This window comes from Pseudomonas sp. Irchel 3A7 (assembly GCF_900187565.1).
Taxonomy (GTDB): Bacteria; Pseudomonadota; Gammaproteobacteria; order Pseudomonadales; family Pseudomonadaceae; genus Aquipseudomonas.
The window spans coordinates 314,987-335,587 of sequence record NZ_FYED01000002.1 but is presented as its reverse complement, the minus strand read 5'-3'; the positions used below and the strand labels follow the sequence as shown (position 1 = coordinate 335,587).

Below are 20,601 nucleotides of genomic sequence, written 5' to 3'. Positions count from 1 at the left end.
TGCCTAGGCAGCTAATTGGTGGTCAGATGAAGCATTTCACCCCGGACAACTTCCACAATTGCCATCTTGGTCTCCTGCTCGGGCGCGCTGCGCTGCTCAAGGACCGGATCATCGACACGCACATGGAGCCCCACGGCATCACCGCCGCGCAGTTCAAGGTGTTGATCATCATGGCCCAGTTCGGCGTCGATTCGCCGGGCGAGCTGTGCCGGCACTTGTCACTGGACAGCGGTTCGATGACCCGCATGCTCGATCGTCTGGAACAGAAAGGTTTCCTCGCCCGCCAACGCTCCGAAGCGGACCGCCGCCAGGTGCGGCTGGTGCTGACCGAAGATGGGCAGCATCTGGCTGACCGCCTGCCGCATATCGGTGCCGATGCCATGAACGAACTGGCCGGCGCTGTCACCCCGGAAGAACTGCAAACCCTGGAACAGATCCTGAAGAAAATCTTGCTGGCCGCCGGTGACTCGATCACGGTGCTGCGCCTAGGTGGCAACCATGAACAGTAAAACCCTGCGCACCGGCCTGAGCCTGGTGCTGTTGGCCATGAGCCTGGCCGGTTGCGCCAATTACAGCGGCCTGACCACCGAAGGCGTCAGCCTCGATGCGAAAAGCCTCAAGGCCGGGCAAACCCTGAGCGGCGTTACTTTGTCGCCGGCGGCCTGGCCGAAAAGTGACTGGTGGAAAAGCCTCGGCGATCCGCAACTTGACGGCCTGATCCGCGAGGCCCTGCACGACAGCCCCGACATGCAGATCGCCGACGCCCGCGCCCATCAGGCCAGCGCCGCTGCCTACGCCGCCGATGCAGAACGGATGCCGACCCTCGATGCCAGCGCCGGCGTCAGCCGATCACGGCTGTCCCGGGATCAGGATCCACGAGGCGAGGGCGATGCCTACTCGACCGTGCGCAATATTGGCGCCAGCTTCAATTACAACTTCGACCTCTGGGGCGGTCAGCGTGATGCCTGGGAAGCCGCACTGGGCCAGGCCCGTGCTGCCGAAGTCGACCAGCAGGCCGCACAGCTGACCCTGTCTGCCGACGTGGCCCGCGCCTACAGCGATCTGGGACAGGCGCACATCGTTTATGACCTGTCCGCCGAGGACCTCAAGCGCACCCAACAGATGCTCGACCTGAGTAAGCGTCGTCTGAGTGCCGGGATCGACAGCCAGTACCAGTTCCAGCAGACCGAAAGCCTGGAAGCCACTTCACAAGCCAATCTGATCGACGCCGATAAACGCCTGCAAAGCGCGAAGATCGCCCTGGCCGTGCTGCTCGGCAAAGGCCCGGATCGCGGCAATGAAATCGCCCGGCCGCAAATCCTCAAGGCCAGCGCCGTTGCCTTGCCGTCGGTGCTGCCGGCCGAATTGCTCGGCCGACGTCCGGACTTGGTGGCGGCGCGCTGGCGGGTCGAGGCGGCGAGCAAGAACATCGACGCCGGCAAAACCCGCTTCTATCCCAACCTCAACCTGAGTGCCGCCGCCGGTGCCGAGTCGTTGCTGGGTGATGCGATGTTCGGTTCGGCCAGCCGTTTCTTCAACATTGCGCCGACGATTTCCGTGCCGATTTTCGACGGTGGCCGCCTGCGTGCCGACCTCGATGCCCGCGATGCCGATTACGACCTCGCGGTGGCGCAGTACAACAAAAGCCTGGTCAAAGCGCTGGGGGATGTCAGTGACAACATCAACCAGTTGCGCGATATCGGTCGACAAATCGCTGCCCAGCAGCACGCCACCGAGATCGCCCAGGACTCTTACAACACCGTGGTCCAGCGGTACGGTTCCGGCATCGGTAACTACCTGGACGTGCTCAGCATCGAGCAGCAATTGCTCCAGGCCCAGCGTCAGCTGGCCAACCTGAATGCCGAGCAGATCGACCTGTCGATCCAACTGATGCAGGCGCTGGGCGGCGGATTCCAGACTGAGGCCATTGCCTCGGCCAGCACCGCTCCAGTCACGCTGACTCACTAATTCAAGGTACTTGTCATGGCCACTGCCGATACAACTCAAACGTCTGAAAACGCTCCCGCCAACCCTAATGCGGGCAAGCGTAAATTCATGTTGCTGGCCCTTGCCGTGGTGGTCGCACTGAGCGGCGCCGGTGTCTGGGCTTACCACGAATTCTACGGGCGCTGGAGCGAAAGCACCGACGACGCCTACGTCAACGGCAACGTGGTGGAAATCACCCCGCTGGTCACAGGTACCGTGGTGAGCATCGGCGCCGACGATGGCGATCTGGTCCAGGAAGGCCAGGTGCTGGTGAATTTCGATCCGAACGACGCCCAAATCGGCCTGCAAAATGCCCAGGCCCAACTGGCGCGTACCGTGCGCCAGGTGCGCGGCTTGTACAGCAACGTCGACGGCATGAAAGCCCAGGTCAATGCGCAGCAAGCCGAAGTGCAGAAGGCTCAGGACAACTTCAATCGCCGGAAAAACCTGGCGGCGGGTGGGGCGATTTCCCAGGAAGAACTGTCCCACGCCCGCGACGACCTGACCTCGGCGCAAAACGCCCTGGCCAACGCCAAACAGCAACTCAAGACCACCAGCGCATTGGTGGATGACACCGTGGTCTCGTCCCATCCGGACGTGATGGCCGCCGCCGCGCAATTGCGCCAGGCGTATCTGAACAATGCCCGCAGCACCTTGATCGCCCCAGTGACCGGCTATGTGGCCAAGCGCACCGTACAGCTCGGTCAGCGCGTGCAACCGGGCACGGCGCTGATGGCGGTGATCCCGCTGGATCAACTGTGGATCGACGCCAACTTCAAGGAAACCCAACTGCGCGACATGCGCATCGGCCAGCCCGTGGAGATCGAAACCGACCTCTATGGCAGCGACGTGAAATACAGCGGCACCATCGACAGCCTCGGCGCCGGCACCGGTAGCGCGTTTGCCTTGCTGCCGGCGCAGAACGCCACCGGTAACTGGATCAAGATCGTGCAGCGGGTGCCGGTGCGCATTCACGTCAATGCCCAGGAGCTTGCCAAACATCCATTGCGGGTCGGCCTGTCGACTGTGGTCGATGTGGACCTGCGCGACCAGAGCGGCCCGGTGCTGGCGCAACAGCCGCCGCAGAAGGCTTCGTTCAGCACCAACATCTATGACCGTCAGTTGGCCGAGGCCGACGCGATGATCACTCAGCTGATTCACGACAACAGCGCCGCGGTCAGCAAGACCGCGCAGCGCTGATTCCGACTTTTGTGGGAGCGAGCCTGCTCGCGAAGGCAGTGTGTCAGGCGACATTGATGTAACTGACACTCCCTCTTCGCGAGCAGGCTCGCTCCCACAGGGTTAGCTGCGACCCAAAGGATTCGCGATGAGCAATAACGCCTCTTTCACGCCCCCCAGCCTGCTGCTCAGCACCATCGGCCTGTCGCTGGCGACCTTCATGCAAGTGCTCGACACCACCATCGCCAACGTGGCGTTACCGACGATTTCCGGCAACCTCGGCGTGAGCTCGGAGCAGGGCACCTGGGTGATCACCTCGTTTGCCGTGAGCAACGCCATCGCCCTGCCGCTGACCGGTTGGCTCAGCCGGCGTTTCGGCGAGGTGAAGTTGTTTGTCTGGGCAACCCTGTTGTTTGTGCTCGCCTCGTTCCTGTGCGGGGTTTCCACCTCGATGCCGGAGCTGGTGGGCTTTCGGGTCCTGCAAGGGGTAGTGGCGGGACCGCTGTACCCGATGACCCAGACGCTGCTGATTGCGGTCTATCCCCCGGCAAAAAGGGGGATGGCCCTGGCGCTGTTGGCGATGGTGACGGTGGTGGCGCCGATTGCCGGACCGATCCTCGGTGGCTGGATCACCGACAGCTACAGCTGGCCATGGATCTTCTTCATCAACGTGCCCATCGGTTTGTTCGCTGCGTGGGTGGTCACGCAACAGATGAAGAAACGTCCGGTGGTCACCCGTCGGCAACCCATGGACTATGTGGGCCTGATCGCCTTGATCATCGGTGTCGGTGCGTTGCAGATCGTCCTCGACAAAGGCAACGATGCCGACTGGTTCGAATCGAGCTTCATCATTATCGGCTCGGTGATTTCCGTGGTCGCCCTGGCGTTCTTCGTGATCTGGGAAATGACCGATGAGCATCCGGTGGTGAACCTGCGGCTGTTCGCCCACCGCAACTTCCGCTACGGCACCATCGTGCTGATCCTGGGTTATGCCGGGTTCTTCGGCATCAACCTGATCCTGCCGCAATGGCTGCAGACCCGCCTGGGCTACACCGCGACCTGGGCCGGTTTCGCCGTGGCGCCCTTGGGCATCCTGCCGGTGCTGCTGTCACCCTTCGTCGGCAAATACGCACCGCGCTTCGACATGCGCTTGCTGGCGGGGCTGGCGTTCCTGGCCATCGGCCTGAGCTGTTTCATGCGCGCCGGTTTTACCAACGAGGTGGATTTCCAGCACATCGCCATGGTGCAGCTGTTCATGGGGATCGGCGTGGCGCTGTTCTTCATGCCGACCCTGACCATCCTGTTGTCGGACCTGCCGCCGAGCCAGATAGCCGACGGTTCCGGGCTGGCGACCTTCCTGCGCACATTGGGCGGCAGCTTCGCGGCTTCCTTGACCACCTGGATCTGGATCCGTCGCGCCGACCAGCACCACGCCTACCTGACCGAAAGCATTACCCCGTTCGATCCGGCGACCCGCGAGGCCATGACCCATCTGGGCGGGGCGGGGGCCAAGGCGTATACGCAGCTGGATCAGATGGTGATCAGCCAGGCGTACATCATGTCCACGGTGGATTACTTCACCTTGCTGGGCTGGATGTTCATGGGCTTGATCTTGATCGTGTGGCTGGCCAAACCACCGTTTACGGCCAAGGCAGGGCCAGCTGCCTCTGCTGGCCACTAAACACCGCATAACCCTTGTGGGAGCGAGCCTGCTCGCGAAAGCGGTCTGTCAGCCAACATCTCTGTTGACTGTCAGGTCCCCTTCGCGAGCAGGCTCGCTCCCACAGGTATTTTTTGTGTTTGGTCGTCAGCTGGCGGGGGCTGCCAATTGCGGCGGCGGGATGAAATCAAACGGCGCCAACGCAAACCCCTGCTCATCGACCTGCAATGCCCAACCCTGACGGTCCCAATCACCCAGCACAATGCGCCGGGCCGCCTGGTCGCCGAGCTGCAACTTGTGGATGGCCGGGCGGTGAGTGTGGCCATGAATCAGGGTTTTCACCCCGTATTGCTGCATGATCCGCGGAATTTCTTCGGGCGTGACATCGACGATGTCATTGGCCTTCATCCGTGTCTGCGCCCGGCTTTCGCTGCGCAGCTTGCGCGCCAGTTTATGCCGGGTGCCCAAAGGCAGGTGCCGCAGGATGAACAGGGTGATGGGGTTACGCAGGTAGCGACGCAGCTTCATATAGGCTTCGTCGCGGGTGCAAAGGCTGTCGCCGTGCATCAGCAGCACCGGCTCACCGTTGAACTGCACGACACTCGGGTCTTTCAGCAAGGTGCAGCCGGCCTGTTTGCAGAAGGCCTGGCCGAGCATGAAATCGCGATTGCCGTGCATCAGGAAAATGGCCGTGCCGCTGTCGCTCAAATCGCGCAGGGCCTGGCAGATGGAGCGCTGAAAGGGGGTCATGGCGTCGTCGCCAATCCACGCCTCGAAAAAGTCGCCCAGAATGTACAACGCACTCGCCGAGCGGGCGCGTCCGGCGAGCAAATCCAGAAACGCCCGGGTAATGTCCGGGCGCTCCTCTTCCAGATGCAAGTCTGAAATCAGCAGTATCACTCAATGATCTCGGCTTTCTCGATGATCACGTCGTCTGCTGGTACGTCCTGGTGGCCGGACTTGGAAGTGGTGGCCACGCCTTTGATCTTGTCGACAACGTCGGTGCCGGCGGTCACTTTGCCGAATACCGCGTAGCCCCAGCCCTGAACGTTCTTGCCGCTGTGGTTCAGGAAGCTGTTGTCAGCCACGTTGATGAAGAACTGCGCGGAAGCCGAATGCGGCTCCATGGTGCGGGCCATGGCGACGGTGTACTTGTCGTTGGAAAGACCATTGTCGGCTTCGTTCTGGATGCTTGGACGCTTGTCTTTCTTTTCTTTCATGCCTGGCTCGAAACCGCCGCCCTGGATCATGAAGTTACCGATGACACGGTGGAAAACGGTGTTTTCGTAGTGACCGGCTTTGACGTATTCGACGAAGTTGGCAACGGTGATCGGTGCCTTTTCAGCGTTCAGTTCGAGGACGATGTCGCCGAAGTTGGTGGTCAATTTGACTTGGGTCATGTTGGCTACTCTTTAAGGAATTCGTGGGTTTCGGGGCAGCAAGGCCCGCAACCGTGTTGGCCGGCTTCGACCAAGGAGCGCAGTTTAGCGCGACACACGCGAATTTCGAGGCTGTTTTTCGTTTACATCCGATTAAATGCAGCGGTTTTCCGGCCTGCTCTGTCAGCTGCTTGACGGCATCGGCTATGATAGCGGCTTTGTTTTGTCAGGCCCTTACTCCCGGCCACGCACTTGTACGTCCAAGGATCCTATGAGCAAGCCCACTGTCGACCCTACCTCGAACTCCAAGACCGGCCCTGCCGTGCCGGTCAACTTCCTGCGGCCGATCATCCAGGCAGACCTGGACTCGGGCAAGCACACGCAGATCGTCACCCGTTTCCCGCCTGAGCCCAACGGCTACCTGCACATCGGTCACGCCAAGTCGATCTGCGTGAACTTCGGCCTGGCCCAGGAGTTCGGCGGCGTCACCCATCTGCGTTTCGACGACACCAACCCGGCCAAGGAAGACCAGGAATACATCGACGCGATCGAAAGTGATGTCAAATGGCTGGGCTTCGAGTGGGCCGGCGAAGTGCGCTATGCCTCGCAGTACTTCGACCAGTTGCACGACTGGGCCGTCGAGCTGATCAAGGCCGGCAAGGCCTATGTCGACGACCTGACCCCTGAGCAAGCCAAGGAATACCGTGGCAGCCTGACCGAACCGGGCAAGAACAGCCCGTTCCGTGATCGTTCCGTGGAAGAAAACCTCGACTGGTTCGCCCGCATGCGCGCCGGTGAATTCCCGGACGGCGCACGTGTGCTGCGGGCCAAGATCGACATGGCGTCGCCGAACATGAACCTGCGCGATCCGATCATGTATCGCATCCGCCACGCTCACCACCACCAGACCGGTGACAAGTGGTGCATCTACCCCAACTACGACTTCACCCACGGTCAGTCGGACGCCATCGAAGGCATCACCCACTCGATCTGCACCCTGGAGTTCGAAAGCCACCGTCCGCTGTACGACTGGTTCCTCGACAGCCTGCCCGTGCCGGCGCATCCGCGTCAGTACGAGTTCAGCCGTCTGAACCTGAATTACACCATCACCAGCAAGCGCAAGCTCAAGCAGCTGGTGGACGAGGGCCACGTCAACGGTTGGGATGACCCGCGCATGTCCACGCTGTCGGGCTTCCGCCGCCGTGGCTACACGCCGAAATCGATCCGCAACTTCTGCGAAATGATCGGTACCAACCGTTCCGACGGCGTGGTCGACTTCGGCATGCTTGAATTCAGCATCCGCGACGACCTCGACCACAGCGCCCCGCGCGCCATGTGCGTGTTGCGCCCGCTGAAAGTCGTGATCACCAACTACCCGGAAGGCCAGGTCGAGAACCTCGAACTGCCATGCCACCCGAAAGAAGACATGGGCGTGCGTGCGCTGCCGTTCGCCCGTGAGATCTACATCGACCGTGAAGATTTCATGGAAGAACCGCCAAAGGGCTACAAGCGCCTGGAACCGGCCGGCGAAGTGCGCCTGCGCGGCAGCTACGTGATCCGCGCCGACGAAGCGATCAAGGACGCCGACGGCAACATCGTCGAGCTGCGTTGCTCCTACGACCCGGACACCCTGGGCAAGAACCCTGAAGGCCGCAAGGTCAAGGGCGTGATCCACTGGGTGCCGGCCGCTGCCAGCGTCGAGTGCGAAGTGCGTCTGTACGACCGGCTGTTCCGTTCTCCGAACCCGGAGAAGGCCGAAGACAGCGCCAGCTTCCTGGACAACATCAACCCTGATTCACTGCAGGTACTCACCGGTTGTCGTGCCGAACCCTCGCTGGGCAACGCACAGCCGGAAGACCGTTTCCAGTTCGAGCGCGAAGGCTACTTCGTCGCGGATATCAAGGACTCGAAACCCGGTCAGCCGGTATTCAACCGTACCGTGACCCTGCGTGATTCGTGGGGCCAGTGATTCAAAGGATTTAACGTGCTAACGATCTACAACACGCTCACCAAGAGCAAAGAAGTCTTCAAGCCGCTCGATGGCAACAAGGTGCGCATGTACGTGTGCGGCATGACCGTGTACGACTACTGCCACCTGGGCCACGGCCGCAGCATGGTCGCGTTCGACCTGGTGACCCGCTGGTTGCGGTTCAGCGGTTACGACCTGACCTACGTGCGCAATATCACCGACATCGACGACAAGATCATCAACCGGGCCAACGAGAACGGCGAATCGTTCGAAGCCTTGACCGAGCGCATGATCGCGGCGATGCACGAAGACGAAGCGCGCCTGAACATCAAGAAGCCGGACATGGAGCCGCGTGCCACGGATCACATCCCCGGCATGCACGCGATGATCCAGACCCTGATCGACAAGGGTTACGCCTACGCCCCGGGCAACGGCGACGTGTACTACCGCGTCGGCAAGTTCATGGGCTACGGCAAGCTGTCGCGCAAGAAGATCGAAGACCTGCGCATCGGCGCGCGCATCGAAGTCGACGAGTCGAAACAGGACCCGCTGGACTTCGTGCTGTGGAAAGCCGCCAAACCGGGCGAGCCGAGCTGGGAATCGCCGTGGGGCGCCGGACGTCCGGGCTGGCACATCGAGTGCTCGGTGATGTCGACCTGCTGCCTTGGCGAGACGTTCGACATTCATGGCGGCGGCAGCGACCTGGAGTTCCCGCACCACGAAAACGAAATCGCCCAGAGCGAAGCGGCCACCGGCAAGACCTACGCCAATGCGTGGATGCATTGCGGCATGATCCGGATCAATGGCGAGAAGATGTCCAAGTCCTTGAACAACTTCTTCACCATCCGCGACGTGCTCGACAAGTACCACCCGGAAGTTGTGCGTTACCTGCTGGTGTCGAGTCACTACCGCAGCGCCATCAACTACTCGGAAGACAACCTCAAGGATGCCAAAGGCGCCCTGGAGCGTTTCTACCACGCGTTGAAAGGCCTGCCGAGCGTGGCGCCGGCGGGCGGCGAAGCGTTCGTCGAGCGTTTCACCCAGGTGATGAACGACGACTTCGGCACGCCGGAAGCCTGCGCGGTGCTGTTCGAGATGGTGCGTGAGATCAACCGCCTGCGTGAGAGCGATCTCAATGCGGCAGCCGGTCTGGCGGCGCGCTTGAAGGAATTGGCCAGCGTGCTGGGCGTGTTGCAGCTCGAAGCCGATGACTTCCTGCAGGCCGGCGCCGAAGGGCGGGTGGATGCAGCCGAAGTCGAGGCGTTGATCGCTGCGCGCCTGGCGGCCCGTGCCGCTAAAGACTGGGCCGAATCCGACCGCATCCGCGACCAGCTCACCGCCATGGGCGTGGTGCTGGAAGACGGCAAGGGCGGCACGACCTGGCGTCTGGCTGACTGATTGCTGCACCGGCTGTAAAACAAAACCCGCCTTGTGCGGGTTTTTGTTTATCGGTAGGGCGCTCGGACTGTAGTGCCAAGGCTGACGTCTTCGCGAGCAGGCTCGCTCCCACATTGGATCTTTGTGATGTTTGAGTTTTGTGCGCGAGGCAGATCCCCTGTGGGAGCGAGCCTGCTCGCGAAGGTTTAAAACCAAACACTGCCAGTGCGGCTCGCTCGTTATTCCGCCTGGCGCAACCGTTTGTAAAGGGTATTGCGGCTAACCCCGAGCCGCCGCGCCAGATGGGATATGTTCCCTCCAACTGCCTGCAACTGCCGATTCAACGCCTCGGCATCATCAAGATCCACCACCAGCGACTCCGGCGTCTCCACCGGTTCCATCTCCAGATCGACAAAGAAATCATCCGGCAAATGCTCCAGCCGCACCGGTTGTTCCTCGGCCATGGCCAGGGCGACCTGCATCACGCTGCTGACCTGGCGCAAATTCCCCGGCCAAGGATGACGATCGAACAACTCCAATACCTCACGGCTCAAACCGGCCCACTGGCTTGGGTCGCGGTGTTGCTCCCACAAACGCTTGAACAGTGCCTGTTTGTCGCTGCGCTCGCGTAGCGGCGGTAATTCCAGGGTCAGGCCGCCAATGCGGTAATACAGATCCTCGCGGAAGCGCCCTAACTGTACCTGTTCGCGCAACGAACGGTTGGTGGCCGAAATGATGCGAATGTCCACCGGGAACAATTCACTGCTGCCCACCGGTTGCACGCAACGTTCCTGCAATACGCGCAATAACCGGGCTTGGGTCGGCAGTGGCATGTCGCCGATTTCGTCGAGGAACAGGGTGCCTTTGTCCGCCTTGCGGATCAGGCCGATGCTGCCTTTCTGGTTGGCGCCGGTGAACGCGCCTTTTTCGTAGCCGAACAGCTCGGATTCCACCAGTTCGGCGGGGATCGCCGCACAGTTCACGGCAATGAACGGCTGTTTGCTGCGGGAACTGGCCTGATGCAACGCCTTGACGAAGACTTCCTTGCCGACGCCGGTTTCACCGTGGATCAACAGCGGAATGTCTTTTTCCAGCAGGCGCTCGGCTTGGCGCACGGCTTTCTCCACGCGGCTGTCGCCGAAGTGCAGGGTGTTGAGGCTGATGGCGGCCGGTGCGGTGACGGTGGGCTCACTGAATACCCGAGCCTGGATCGGTGCCTGCTTCGGCCGCTTCAGCAGGCACTGGAAGCGATTGCGCCCGGAGGCCTGGAGCGAGAAGGGCAGGCCTTCGGGTTGATTCAGCAGTTCCAGCAACGAAACCTTGAACAGGCTCTCGACACTGACCCGCGACAAACGCACACCCAGCAGATTGTCGGCGCGACGGTTGGCGGACAGCACCTGGCCACTCTCGTCGAAGATCAGCAACCCGGCCCATTGACTGTCGAGATTGTTCAGGCCGGTGTTGAAGGTCAGCTGGAAATGCTGGCCGTGGAACAGGTTGAGGATCAGCCGGTTTTCCACGGTCTGACTCATCATCTTGACCATGCCCAGGGTGTGGGACGGCGGCAGGTAGCTGTCGCTGGATACGTCCAGCACCGCGATGACTTTGCGCTCGGCGTCGAAAATCGGCGCGGCCGAGCCGGTCATGAAGCGATTGGCTTTGAGAAAGTGTTCATCGTGTTCGATGTGCACCGCCTGCTCGCAGGCCAGTGCGGTGCCGATGGCGTTGGTCCCGCTGCAACGCTCCATCCAGCTGGCGCCGGCGCTGAAGCCACGGGTCAGGCTCGGCTCGATAAAGCGCTGGGTGCCCCAGGACGTCAGCACCTGCCCCTGATTGTCGGCGAGCATGATCAGGCAGTTGGAGTTGCTCAGGATGTTCTCGTAATACGGCAGCACTTCCTGATGGGTGGTCTGCACCAATGAATGCTGGCTTTCCAGCAACTGCGCGATGCCTTCGGCGGGCAACTGATCGAATGCCGGGGTGCTTTGATGGTTGAGGCCGAACGCGCGGCAACGTTTCCAGGAGTCCTGGATGATGGCGTCGTGGGATAACGCGGGGGCAGGTGCGGCCATTTGAGTCAGCCTCTGAATGACGCTTTTATTGTTGTTATGGGTAGTTCCCTGTGGGAGCGAGCCTGCTCGCGAAGGCACAGTGTCAGACACCCTTAATGTGCCTGTCCCGCCGCCTTCGCGAGCAGGCTCGCTCCCACAAAATGCACAACACTGGGTTTGCTCCAGGGAAGGCAAAAAGCATCCATAGAGTGTTGTTCACTAATGTTCATTGTCAATCGTTGAAGTGTTCAGTTGTTCAGCCACAGTTGTTCATTTCTGTTCAGCATCGAACGGCATTTCTATCTGAATTTCCTGTTTTTCTAATCAGATCAATCGCTTGCGATTTCTGGCACAAATGTCGCTATGTAGCTCCGGTCGCTTGACTCCAAAAACAAAAAAGGCCGAGCCATGTCATTAACCCTGGAGCATGTCAGCCGCACCGTCGAGGGCCAGACCTGGATTGACGATGCGTGCCTGCGTTTCGAACCCGGATCTTTCAACGTTTTGCTCGGGCGCACGCTGTCCGGTAAAACCAGTCTCATGCGCCTGATGGCCGGGCTGGACAAGCCTGACAGCGGTCGCATCCTGATGAATGGCGTCGATGTCACCCAGCGTCCGGTGCGCCTGCGCAACGTGTCGATGGTCTATCAGCAGTTCATCAATTACCCGACCATGACCGTCTTCGAGAACATCGCCTCGCCCTTGCGCCAGGCCGGTGTATCCAATGAGCTGATCCAGAGCAAAGTGCTGGAAACCGCGAAGATGCTGCGCATCGAGAAATTCCTCAAGCGCTATCCGCTCGAACTTTCCGGTGGTCAGCAGCAGCGCACGGCCATGGCCCGGGCACTGGTCAAGGACGCCGAACTGATCCTGTTCGACGAGCCGCTGGTCAACCTCGACTACAAGTTGCGCGAAGAGCTGCGCCAGGAAATGCGCGAGCTGTTCAAGGCGCACCACACCATCGCCATCTATGCCACCACCGAGCCCAACGAAGCCCTGGCGCTGGGTGGCACCACGACCATTCTTCACGAAGGCCGGGTGGTTCAGAGCGGCAAGTCTTCCGAGGTCTATCACCAGCCGCAGACTGTGCTGGCGGCCGAGCTGTTTTCCGAGCCGCCGATCAACCTGATGCCGGGTCGCATTGCCGGTAACGAAGTGAGCTTCGCCAATTTCGTGCACTTTCCGTTGAACGTCGATTTGCGCCCGGTGGGCGAGGGCGAGTTCCGCTTCGGTGTGCGCCCCAGTCATATCTCGCTGGTGCCGAGCAACGACGATGACCTCGAACTGGCGGTGACCGTCGAAGTCGCGGAAATCAGCGGTTCGGAAACCTTCCTGCACGTGCGCAACGAGCATTTCCTGCTGGTGCTGCACCTGCCTGGCGTTCACGAATACGACGTCGATGCGCCGATCCGCATCTACATCCCGACCCATAAACTGTTTGTGTTCGATACGCAGGGGCGGCTGGTTCAGGCGCCGGGCCGGCGTGTCGCGAGGGTTGCCTGATGGCCGAAATCCGTTTGCAGAACCTCGCCCACAGCTACACCAGCACGCCGAGCGGTCCCGAGGATTACGCCATCCGCGAGATGGACCATATCTGGGAGCAGGGTGGCGCCTATGCCTTGCTCGGCCCGTCGGGCTGCGGCAAGTCGACCTTGCTCAATATCATTTCCGGATTGCTCAGCCCGTCCCAGGGCCATGTGCTGTTCGACGGTAAAGCGGTCAACAACCTGACCCCGGAAAAACGCAACATCGCCCAGGTTTTCCAGTTTCCGGTGGTCTACGACACCATGACGGTGTTCGACAACCTGGCCTTCCCCCTGCGTAACCAGGGCATGGCCGAGGCGAAAATTCACACCAAGGTGCAGGAAATTGCCGAAGTCCTCGACCTTCAGAGCTTGCTGAGCAAAAAGGCCCGCAACCTCACCGCCGACGAAAAACAGAAAGTCTCCATGGGCCGTGGGCTGGTGCGCGATGACGTGTCGGCGATCCTGTTCGATGAACCGCTGACGGTGATCGACCCGCACTTGAAGTGGAAGCTGCGGCGCAAGCTCAAGCAGATCCACGAGCAGTTCAACATCACCATGGTCTATGTCACCCATGATCAGCTGGAGGCTTCGACCTTCGCCGACAAGATCGCCGTGATGTACGGCGGCCAGATCGTGCAGTTCGGCACGCCACGGGAACTGTTCGAGCGGCCGAGTCATACCTTTGTCGGTTATTTCATCGGCAGCCCCGGCATGAACCTGATCGAGGTACAACCGCAAGCGGGTGGTGTCGGTTTCGCGTCGACCCATTTGCCGCTGTCCGAAGCCATGCAGAAGCGTATCGCCGAGTCCACCTGGCAAACCCTGAAGGTCGGCATTCGGCCAGAGTTTGTCCACGTGTGGGATGAGCCGTTTGATGACGCGCTGCGGGCACAAGTCGTACACGTCGAAGACCTCGGCACCTACAAGATCATGACCCTGAACCTCGACGGCGTGCCGCTGAAAGTGCGTCTGGCCGAAGACAAGCCGGTACCCGAAGGCACGGCCTACATCAGTTTTCCGGCGCAATGGCTGATGGTCTACGCCGACGAATTCCTCCTCGAAGCACAATCCACCAGTGAGGCGCAGCCATGAACAAGGTGCAGAACAACAAGGCCTGGTGGCTGGTGCTGCCGGTGTTTTTGCTGGTGGCGTTCAGTGCGGTGATCCCGATGATGACCGTGGTCAACTACTCGGTGCAGGACATCTTCGACCAGTCCAGCCGCTATTTCGTGGGGGCCGACTGGTACAAGCAGGTGCTGCTCGATCCGCGTCTGCACGACTCGTTGCTGCGCCAGTTCATCTATTCGGCCTGCGTGCTGCTGATCGAAATCCCCCTGGGCATCGCGATTGCCCTGACCATGCCGACCAAGGGCCGCTGGTCGTCGGTGGTGCTGATCATCCTGGCGATTCCGCTGCTGATCCCGTGGAACGTGGTCGGCACCATCTGGCAGATCTTTGGCCGGGCCGACATCGGCTTGCTAGGCTCCAGTCTCAATGCCATGGGCATCAGCTACAACTACGCGGCGAATACCATGGACGCCTGGGTCACCGTGCTGGTGATGGACGTCTGGCACTGGACGTCACTGGTGGCGCTGTTGTGCTTCTCCGGCCTGCGGGCGATCCCGGACGTGTACTACCAGGCAGCACGGATTGACCGGGCCTCGGCCTGGGCGGTGTTCCGGCACATCCAGTTGCCCAAGCTCAAGAGCGTGTTGCTGATCGCGGTGATGCTGCGATTCATGGACAGCTTCATGATCTACACCGAGCCGTTCGTGCTGACCGGCGGCGGACCGGGCAATGCCACGACCTTCCTCAGCCAGACCCTGACGCAAATGGCGATCGGTCAGTTCGACCTCGGCCCGGCCGCGGCGTTTTCGCTGGTGTACTTCCTGATCATCCTGTTGGTGTCCTGGCTGTTCTACACCGCCATGACTCACTCTGACGCCAACCGTTGAGGCCCGCGCCATGAGCAAAAGAAAACTGATTCCGCTGCTGATCTACATCCTGTTCCTGCTGGTGCCGATCTACTGGCTGCTGAACATGTCCTTCAAGAGCAACACCGAAATCCTCGGCGGTCTGACGCTGTTTCCCCAGGATTTCACCTTCCACAACTACAAGGTGATTTTCACCGATCCGGCCTGGTACACCGGTTACCTCAACTCGTTGTACTACGTGAGTCTGAACACGGTGATCTCACTGAGCGTGGCGCTGCCGGCGGCTTATGCGTTCTCGCGTTACCGCTTCCTCGGCGACAAGCACCTGTTCTTCTGGCTGCTGACCAACCGCATGGCGCCACCGGCGGTGTTTTTACTGCCGTTCTTTCAGCTGTATTCGTCGATCGGGTTGTTCGATACCCACATCGCCGTGGCACTGGCCCACTGTTTGTTCAACGTGCCGCTGGCGGTGTGGATTCTCGAAGGCTTCATGTCCAGTGTGCCCAAGGAAATCGACGAAACCGCCTACATCGACGGCTACAGTTTCCCCAAGTTCTTCGTGAAGATCTTCATCCCGCTGATCGGCTCCGGCATCGGTGTGACGGCGTTTTTCTGCTTCATGTTTTCCTGGGTCGAACTGCTGCTGGCGCGCACCCTCACCTCGGTGAACGCCAAACCCATCGCGGCAGTCATGACCCGTACGGTTTCGGCGTCCGGTATTGACTGGGGCGTGCTGGCGGCGGCGGGGGTGTTGACCATCCTGCCGGGCATGCTGGTGATCTGGTTTGTTCGCAACCACGTGGCCAAAGGCTTTGCCCTGGGCCGGGTATGAGGAATCGATGATGGAATGGATGAGCTGGACCGTCCCGACGGCGGCATTTTTCAGCGTTATTGGCTTGATCCTGGTGGGCATGACGACCTGGGAGTTGCGTTCGCCAAGCATTCTTCGGCGAGGCTTTTTACCGATTGCCACCACCCGTGGCGATCGCTTGTTTATCGGTCTTCTCGGCAGCGCCTACCTGCATCTGCTGGTAATCGGCGTGACCGACTGGAGCATCTGGATAGCGTTCGCGTTGTCCCTGGTGTGGCTGTTGGCTGTGATGCGTTGGGGCTAGTCGAATCGCTCGGCAATGTTGCTCCCAAATTCAATAAGGAGGTCTCTATGTTCGACAAAAACAATAAGCTGCGACATAGCATTTCATTGGCAGCCATGCTGGCACTCAGCGGTTTGAGCGCTTCGGCCTGGGCCGATGCCTACGAAGACGCTGCGAAGAAATGGATCGGCAGTGAATTCAAGCCGTCCACCCTGACGGCCGAACAACAGCTCGAAGAGCTGAAGTGGTTCATCAAGGCGGCGGAGCCGTTTCGCGGGATGAACATCAAGGTAGTGTCGGAAACCATCGCCACCCACGAGTACGAGTCCAAGGTGCTGGCCAAGGCGTTCAGTGAAATCACCGGGATCAAGCTGACCCACGACCTGCTGCAGGAAGGCGACGTGGTGGAGAAGTTGCAGACCCAGATGCAGTCGGACAAAAACATCTATGACGGTTGGGTCAACGACTCGGACCTGATCGGCACGCACTTCCGTTACGGCAAGACCGAATCGATCACCGACCTGATGGCCAACGAGGGCAAGAACTTCACCTCGCCGACCCTGGACATCAAGGACTTCATCGGCATTTCGTTCACTACCGCGCCGGACGGCAAGATCTATCAACTGCCCGACCAACAGTTCGCCAACCTGTACTGGTTCCGCGCCGACTGGTTCGAGCGCGCGGACCTGAAAGCCAAGTTCAAGGAAAAATACGGCTACGAGTTGGGTGTCCCGGTGAACTGGTCGGCCTATGAAGACATCGCCAAGTTCTTCAGTGAAGACGTCAAGGAAATCGACGGCAAGCGCGTCTATGGGCACATGGACTACGGCAAGAAAGACCCGTCCCTGGGTTGGCGCTTCACCGATGCCTGGTTCTCCATGGCCGGTGCCGGTGACAAAGGCATCCCCAACGGTCTGCCGGTGGACGAGTGGGGCATTCGCGTCGAGGATTGCCACCCGGTCGGTTCCAGCGTAACCCGTGGCGGTGATACCAACGGCCCGGCAGCGGTGTTCGCCACCACCAAGTACGTCGACTGGATGAAGAAGTACGCGCCACCGGAAGCTGCGGGCATGACCTTCTCCGAATCCGGCCCCGTGCCGTCCCAGGGCAACATCGCCCAACAGATCTTCTGGTACACCGCGTTTACCGCCGACATGACCAAACCTGGCCTGCCGGTGATGAATGCCGACGGCACGCCGAAATGGCGCATGGCGCCGTCGCCGAAAGGACCGTACTGGGAAGAGGGCATGAAGCTCGGTTATCAGGACGCCGGTTCCTGGACGTTCATGAAGTCCACGCCTGAGAAACAGAAACTGGCAGCCTGGCTGTACGCGCAGTTCGTGACTTCGAAAACCGTCTCGCTGAAGAAAACCATCGTCGGCCTGACCCCGATCCGCGAATCGGACATCAACTCGCAGGCCATGACCGACCTGGCACCGAAACTCGGTGGCCTGGTGGAGTTCTACCGCAGCCCGGCCCGCGTGCAATGGACTCCGACCGGGACCAACGTGCCTGATTATCCTCGTCTCGCGCAGTTGTGGTGGAGCCACATCGCCGAAGCCGCCAGCGGCGAGAAAACCCCACAGCAGGCACTCGATGGCCTGGCCAAGGATCAGGACGCGATCATGACCCGTCTTGAGCGTTCAAAAGCCCAAGCCACCTGCGCCCCGAAAATGAACCCTGAGCGCGACGCGCAATACTGGTTCGACCAACCGGGCGCCCCGAAACCGAAACTGGCGAACGAGAAACCTAAAGGCGAGACCGTGAGCTACGCCGAACTGCTGAAATCGTGGGAGGCGGCGCGCAAATAACAGCTTGGAATGTGAAAGACGAACGGCACCGGGAGGTGCCGTTTTTGTGGGTGCCTGATGAGGCCCCTTCGCGAGCAGGCTCGCTCCCACAGGTGATCGCGGGTGTTCACAGATCTTGTGTACACAGGAGAACCACTGTGGGAGCGAGCCTGCTCGCGAAGGGGCCATCCCGGTTACCTACTTTCATCAGCAGAACAAGCATCTGACAGAAGTACCCGGTGCAATGCGCTGCTGGCGCGTGCTTCGGGCACAAGAGCTTCTGAATTCAGGTCAGGGCTGCAAGATGTTCAATCGTCTGCGGGAAGCGCTCGACCAAGCGGATAAGGGTCGTGGCCTGGGCATTGGGCGTTGCCCGTCCCTGTTCCCAGTTTTCCAGGGTTCGGGTATTGGTGCGCAGATACATCGCAAACACCGACCGGGAGAGGTTGAGCTGTTGGCGGATGGCGACCACTTCCTCGGCAGTGATGGGCGTCAGTTCTGGCAGTTGAACCTTGTGGGTTCGCAGCGTGATCTTGCCTTGGCGCTCATCGGCCAGGGCTTCGAGGCCATCCATCAGTTCGGCAAAAATGTCACGTTTCATAGTGGAATCTCGTTTTGATTTCTCTATCCAGCGTTTGTCTGAAAAGCTTTTTCTGGGAGGGCGACAGCTCGTCTTGCTCGTCTTTGCCATACACGGTGAACAACCAGAACTGATTGAAGCCCGACCACCAGTAATAAATCACCCGTAAGCCACCGCGCTTGCCTTTACTTCGTCGTTGATCGCAGAAGCGAATTTTGCGCAGCCCACCGGTGCCCTCAATGAGATCGCCCGCTTCGGGGTTCTTCAGCAATTCCAACTGGAAGCTGCGAAACAGATCATCATCGAGGTAATCGTCTCGATGTTTCTGAAACATACGTAACTCGACAAATAGAGCATCCATGTTCTGTACGCTACCTACGTATAGTCTTATCCCTGTAGTCGAATTGGTCAAGCCGTCGACGCCAACCTTTTCGTTCCCGTTTTTAACGGTAGACCCCGGTCGTAAAAACACCTGTAGGACGAGTCGACCAGCCCAGCGAGAGCATTCGGGGATTGCAGAAGGGGGGCGGGGCAGCGGTAACAAATCCCACAAAAACAAAAACGGCACCCGAAGGTGCCGTTTCTGTTTTTACTGAGAACGCTTAAGCGATCAACCCGCCAGACCCGATTGCTGAACCAGGTTCAGCAGCGGTTGTGGGTACAGGCCAAGGAAGAAGGCCAGTACTGCGATGGCCAGCAGCATCACGCCGCCTGCACGTTGTTCCCAGTGCAGTTGCGCATCGTGGCGACGCAGGTTTGGTTCGATCAGGTACAGGGTGACCATGACGCGCAGGTAGTAGAACACGCCGATGGCGCTGCCCAGTACCAGGGAACCGACCAGCCACCATTGGTGCGATTCGACACCGGTGGCGATGATGTAGAACTTGCCGATGAAGCCTGCGGTCAGCGGGATACCGGCCAGGGACAGCATCATCACGGTCAGTACGGCGGTCAGGTACGGACGGCGCCAGAACAGGCCGCGGTATTCGTACAGGGCATCCGCGTCACGGCCGTTGTACGGCGAGGACATCAGGGTGATCACGCCGAAGGCGCCGAGGCTGGTGATCACGTAGGTGACCAGGTACACGCCGATGGCTTCCACGGCCAGACCCTTGCTCGCCACCAGGGCGATCAGCAGGTAGCCGAAGTGGGCGATGGACGAGTAACCCAGCAGACGCTTGAGGTTGCTCTGGGTCAGGGCCAGCAAGTTGCCGAACAGGATCGACGCGATGGCGATGATGGTCAGCACGTCGCTCAGGACACCGCTGCTCGCCGCTGGCGAGATCTGGAACAGACGCACCATCACCGCGAACACGGCGACTTTGGAAGCGGTGGCCAGGAACGCCGCGACCGGCGCCGGAGCACCTTCGTAAACGTCCGGGGTCCAGAGGTGGAACGGTACCAGCGACAGCTTGAACGCCAGGCCGATCAGCATCATGCCCAGGCCCAGTTGCGCCAGCGAGCTTGGCAGGCCGGTGGCCGCCAGAGCCTGGCCGATGCCGACGAAGCTCAGGGAGCCGGAGTCGGCATACAGCAGCGCCATACCGAACAACAGGAACGCGGAGCCGGCAGCCGACAGCACCATGTACTTGATACCGGCTTCCAGCGAGCGCTTGTTGAAGAAGGCGTAGGCCACCAGACCGTAGACCGGTACCGACAGCAGTTCCAGACCGATGAACAACCCGGCCAGGTGCTGCGCGCTGACCAGCACCAGGCCGCCGGCGGCGGCCATCAGGATCAGCAGGTACAGTTCTTCGCGGTTGCCCGGGTAACCCGAACCGCCATCGCCGAGGTAGGCGTGGGCGAGGGTCACACAGGCGAGGGTGGCGACCAGGATCAGCGCCATGTACAGGCAGGCGAAGGTGTCGATCTGCAGCAACGGGGTCACGGCCAGGGGCGCGACTTTCAGGGCCGGCAGGATCGACAGCAATGCCAGGTTCAGACCCGCCACCGACAGCAGGAAGGTCTGGGAGTGGTTGCGGCGCCAGGCGATCGCCAGCATCACCACGATGATCGTGGCGCTGGTGATCAACAACGGCGCAAGCGCGATAAAGTGTTGAGTCGTGAATTCCATAG

At 60.4% G+C, this 20,601-nt stretch carries 18 protein-coding genes; 12 read left to right on the top strand and 6 right to left on the bottom strand.

Annotation, left to right across the window (positions count from 1 at the left end):
- Nucleotides 1-26 precede the first annotated feature (26 nt).
- The 4 genes from CKW21_RS04115 to CKW21_RS04100 all read left to right on the top strand — a co-directional run bounded on the left by CKW21_RS04115 (nucleotide 27) and on the right by CKW21_RS04100 (nucleotide 4,846).
- Complete coding sequence (locus CKW21_RS04115; RefSeq protein WP_095192739.1) at nucleotides 27-509, top strand: MarR family winged helix-turn-helix transcriptional regulator; 483 nt, start codon at nucleotides 27-29, stop codon at nucleotides 507-509.
- A complete protein-coding gene (locus CKW21_RS04110; RefSeq protein ID WP_095192738.1) occupies nucleotides 499-1,968 on the top strand; it encodes an efflux transporter outer membrane subunit in 1,470 nt (489 codons plus the stop codon). Before CKW21_RS04115 ends, CKW21_RS04110 begins: the two co-directional genes overlap by 11 nt.
- A 15-nt stretch (nucleotides 1,969-1,983) precedes the next feature.
- Nucleotides 1,984-3,186: an efflux RND transporter periplasmic adaptor subunit gene (locus CKW21_RS04105; protein ID WP_095192737.1), complete on the top strand. Its 1,203-nt coding sequence runs from the start codon at nucleotides 1,984-1,986 to the stop codon at nucleotides 3,184-3,186.
- A 127-nt stretch (nucleotides 3,187-3,313) separates the two neighbouring features.
- Nucleotides 3,314-4,846: a DHA2 family efflux MFS transporter permease subunit gene (locus CKW21_RS04100; RefSeq protein ID WP_095192736.1), complete on the top strand. Its 1,533-nt coding sequence runs from the start codon at nucleotides 3,314-3,316 to the stop codon at nucleotides 4,844-4,846.
- A gap of 126 nt (nucleotides 4,847-4,972) precedes the next feature.
- Here CKW21_RS04100 and lpxH read toward each other — a convergent pair whose 3' ends face one another.
- Both lpxH and CKW21_RS04090 read right to left on the bottom strand, forming a co-directional pair.
- The gene (gene lpxH, locus CKW21_RS04095) at nucleotides 4,973-5,725 is read right to left on the bottom strand and encodes a UDP-2,3-diacylglucosamine diphosphatase (RefSeq protein WP_095192735.1); all 753 of its coding nucleotides are present in this window, start codon (nucleotides 5,723-5,725) and stop codon (nucleotides 4,973-4,975) included.
- Complete coding sequence (locus CKW21_RS04090; protein ID WP_095192734.1) at nucleotides 5,722-6,225, bottom strand: peptidylprolyl isomerase; 504 nt, start codon at nucleotides 6,223-6,225, stop codon at nucleotides 5,722-5,724. The genes lpxH and CKW21_RS04090 overlap by 4 nt, the downstream gene beginning before the upstream one ends.
- A gap of 250 nt (nucleotides 6,226-6,475) precedes the next feature.
- Between CKW21_RS04090 and CKW21_RS04085 the strand changes: the two genes are divergently transcribed.
- Nucleotides 6,476-8,173 carry a glutamine--tRNA ligase/YqeY domain fusion protein gene (locus tag CKW21_RS04085; protein ID WP_095192733.1) on the top strand — a complete coding sequence of 566 codons (1,698 nt, stop codon included), beginning with the start codon at nucleotides 6,476-6,478 and terminating at the stop codon, nucleotides 8,171-8,173.
- A gap of 15 nt (nucleotides 8,174-8,188) precedes the next feature.
- Complete coding sequence (gene cysS, locus CKW21_RS04080) at nucleotides 8,189-9,571, top strand: cysteine--tRNA ligase (RefSeq protein ID WP_095192732.1); 1,383 nt, start codon at nucleotides 8,189-8,191, stop codon at nucleotides 9,569-9,571.
- A 218-nt stretch (nucleotides 9,572-9,789) separates the two neighbouring features.
- On the opposite strand, the gene CKW21_RS04075 is transcribed toward cysS, so the two are convergent.
- A complete protein-coding gene (locus CKW21_RS04075) occupies nucleotides 9,790-11,622 on the bottom strand; it encodes a sigma-54-dependent Fis family transcriptional regulator (protein WP_095192731.1) in 1,833 nt (610 codons plus the stop codon).
- 387 nt (nucleotides 11,623-12,009) lie between these two features.
- On the opposite strand from CKW21_RS04075, the gene CKW21_RS04070 reads away from it, so the two are divergent.
- The 6 genes from CKW21_RS04070 to CKW21_RS04045 are packed head-to-tail and all read left to right on the top strand — an operon-like array spanning nucleotide 12,010 to nucleotide 17,966.
- Nucleotides 12,010-13,104 carry an ABC transporter ATP-binding protein gene (locus tag CKW21_RS04070; protein ID WP_095192730.1) on the top strand — a complete coding sequence of 365 codons (1,095 nt, stop codon included), beginning with the start codon at nucleotides 12,010-12,012 and terminating at the stop codon, nucleotides 13,102-13,104.
- Nucleotides 13,104-14,219 (top strand): ABC transporter ATP-binding protein, encoded by a 1,116-nt coding sequence (locus tag CKW21_RS04065; protein ID WP_095192729.1) that lies wholly within the window; start codon nucleotides 13,104-13,106, stop codon nucleotides 14,217-14,219. Before CKW21_RS04070 ends, CKW21_RS04065 begins: the two co-directional genes overlap by 1 nt.
- Nucleotides 14,216-15,082 carry a carbohydrate ABC transporter permease gene (locus tag CKW21_RS04060; protein WP_056854628.1) on the top strand — a complete coding sequence of 289 codons (867 nt, stop codon included), beginning with the start codon at nucleotides 14,216-14,218 and terminating at the stop codon, nucleotides 15,080-15,082. The genes CKW21_RS04065 and CKW21_RS04060 overlap by 4 nt, the downstream gene beginning before the upstream one ends.
- 10 nt (nucleotides 15,083-15,092) lie before the next feature.
- Entirely contained in the window at nucleotides 15,093-15,893 is an 801-nt protein-coding gene (locus CKW21_RS04055) for a carbohydrate ABC transporter permease (protein WP_095192728.1), read from the top strand.
- Nucleotides 15,894-15,903: 10 nt separating this feature from the next.
- Entirely contained in the window at nucleotides 15,904-16,176 is a 273-nt protein-coding gene (locus CKW21_RS04050) for a DUF2160 domain-containing protein (RefSeq protein ID WP_095192727.1), read from the top strand.
- Nucleotides 16,177-16,223: 47 nt separating this feature from the next.
- A complete protein-coding gene (locus CKW21_RS04045) occupies nucleotides 16,224-17,966 on the top strand; it encodes an ABC transporter substrate-binding protein (protein WP_095192726.1) in 1,743 nt (580 codons plus the stop codon).
- A 265-nt stretch (nucleotides 17,967-18,231) separates the two neighbouring features.
- Here the strand turns inward: CKW21_RS04045 and CKW21_RS04040 are convergent, their stop codons facing one another.
- The 3 genes from CKW21_RS04040 to nuoN form a co-directional block, all read right to left on the bottom strand.
- Nucleotides 18,232-18,546, bottom strand: a complete 315-nt coding sequence (locus tag CKW21_RS04040; RefSeq protein ID WP_095192725.1) for a DNA-binding transcriptional regulator — start codon at nucleotides 18,544-18,546, stop codon at nucleotides 18,232-18,234.
- Nucleotides 18,536-18,886, bottom strand: coding sequence for a toxin (locus CKW21_RS04035; RefSeq protein WP_095192724.1), 351 nt, complete (start codon nucleotides 18,884-18,886; stop codon nucleotides 18,536-18,538). Before CKW21_RS04035 ends, CKW21_RS04040 begins: the two co-directional genes overlap by 11 nt.
- Nucleotides 18,887-19,135: 249 nt before the next feature.
- Nucleotides 19,136-20,599 carry an NADH-quinone oxidoreductase subunit NuoN gene (gene nuoN, locus CKW21_RS04030; protein WP_095192723.1) on the bottom strand — a complete coding sequence of 488 codons (1,464 nt, stop codon included), beginning with the start codon at nucleotides 20,597-20,599 and terminating at the stop codon, nucleotides 19,136-19,138.
- Between the last annotated feature and the right edge of the window lie 2 nt (nucleotides 20,600-20,601).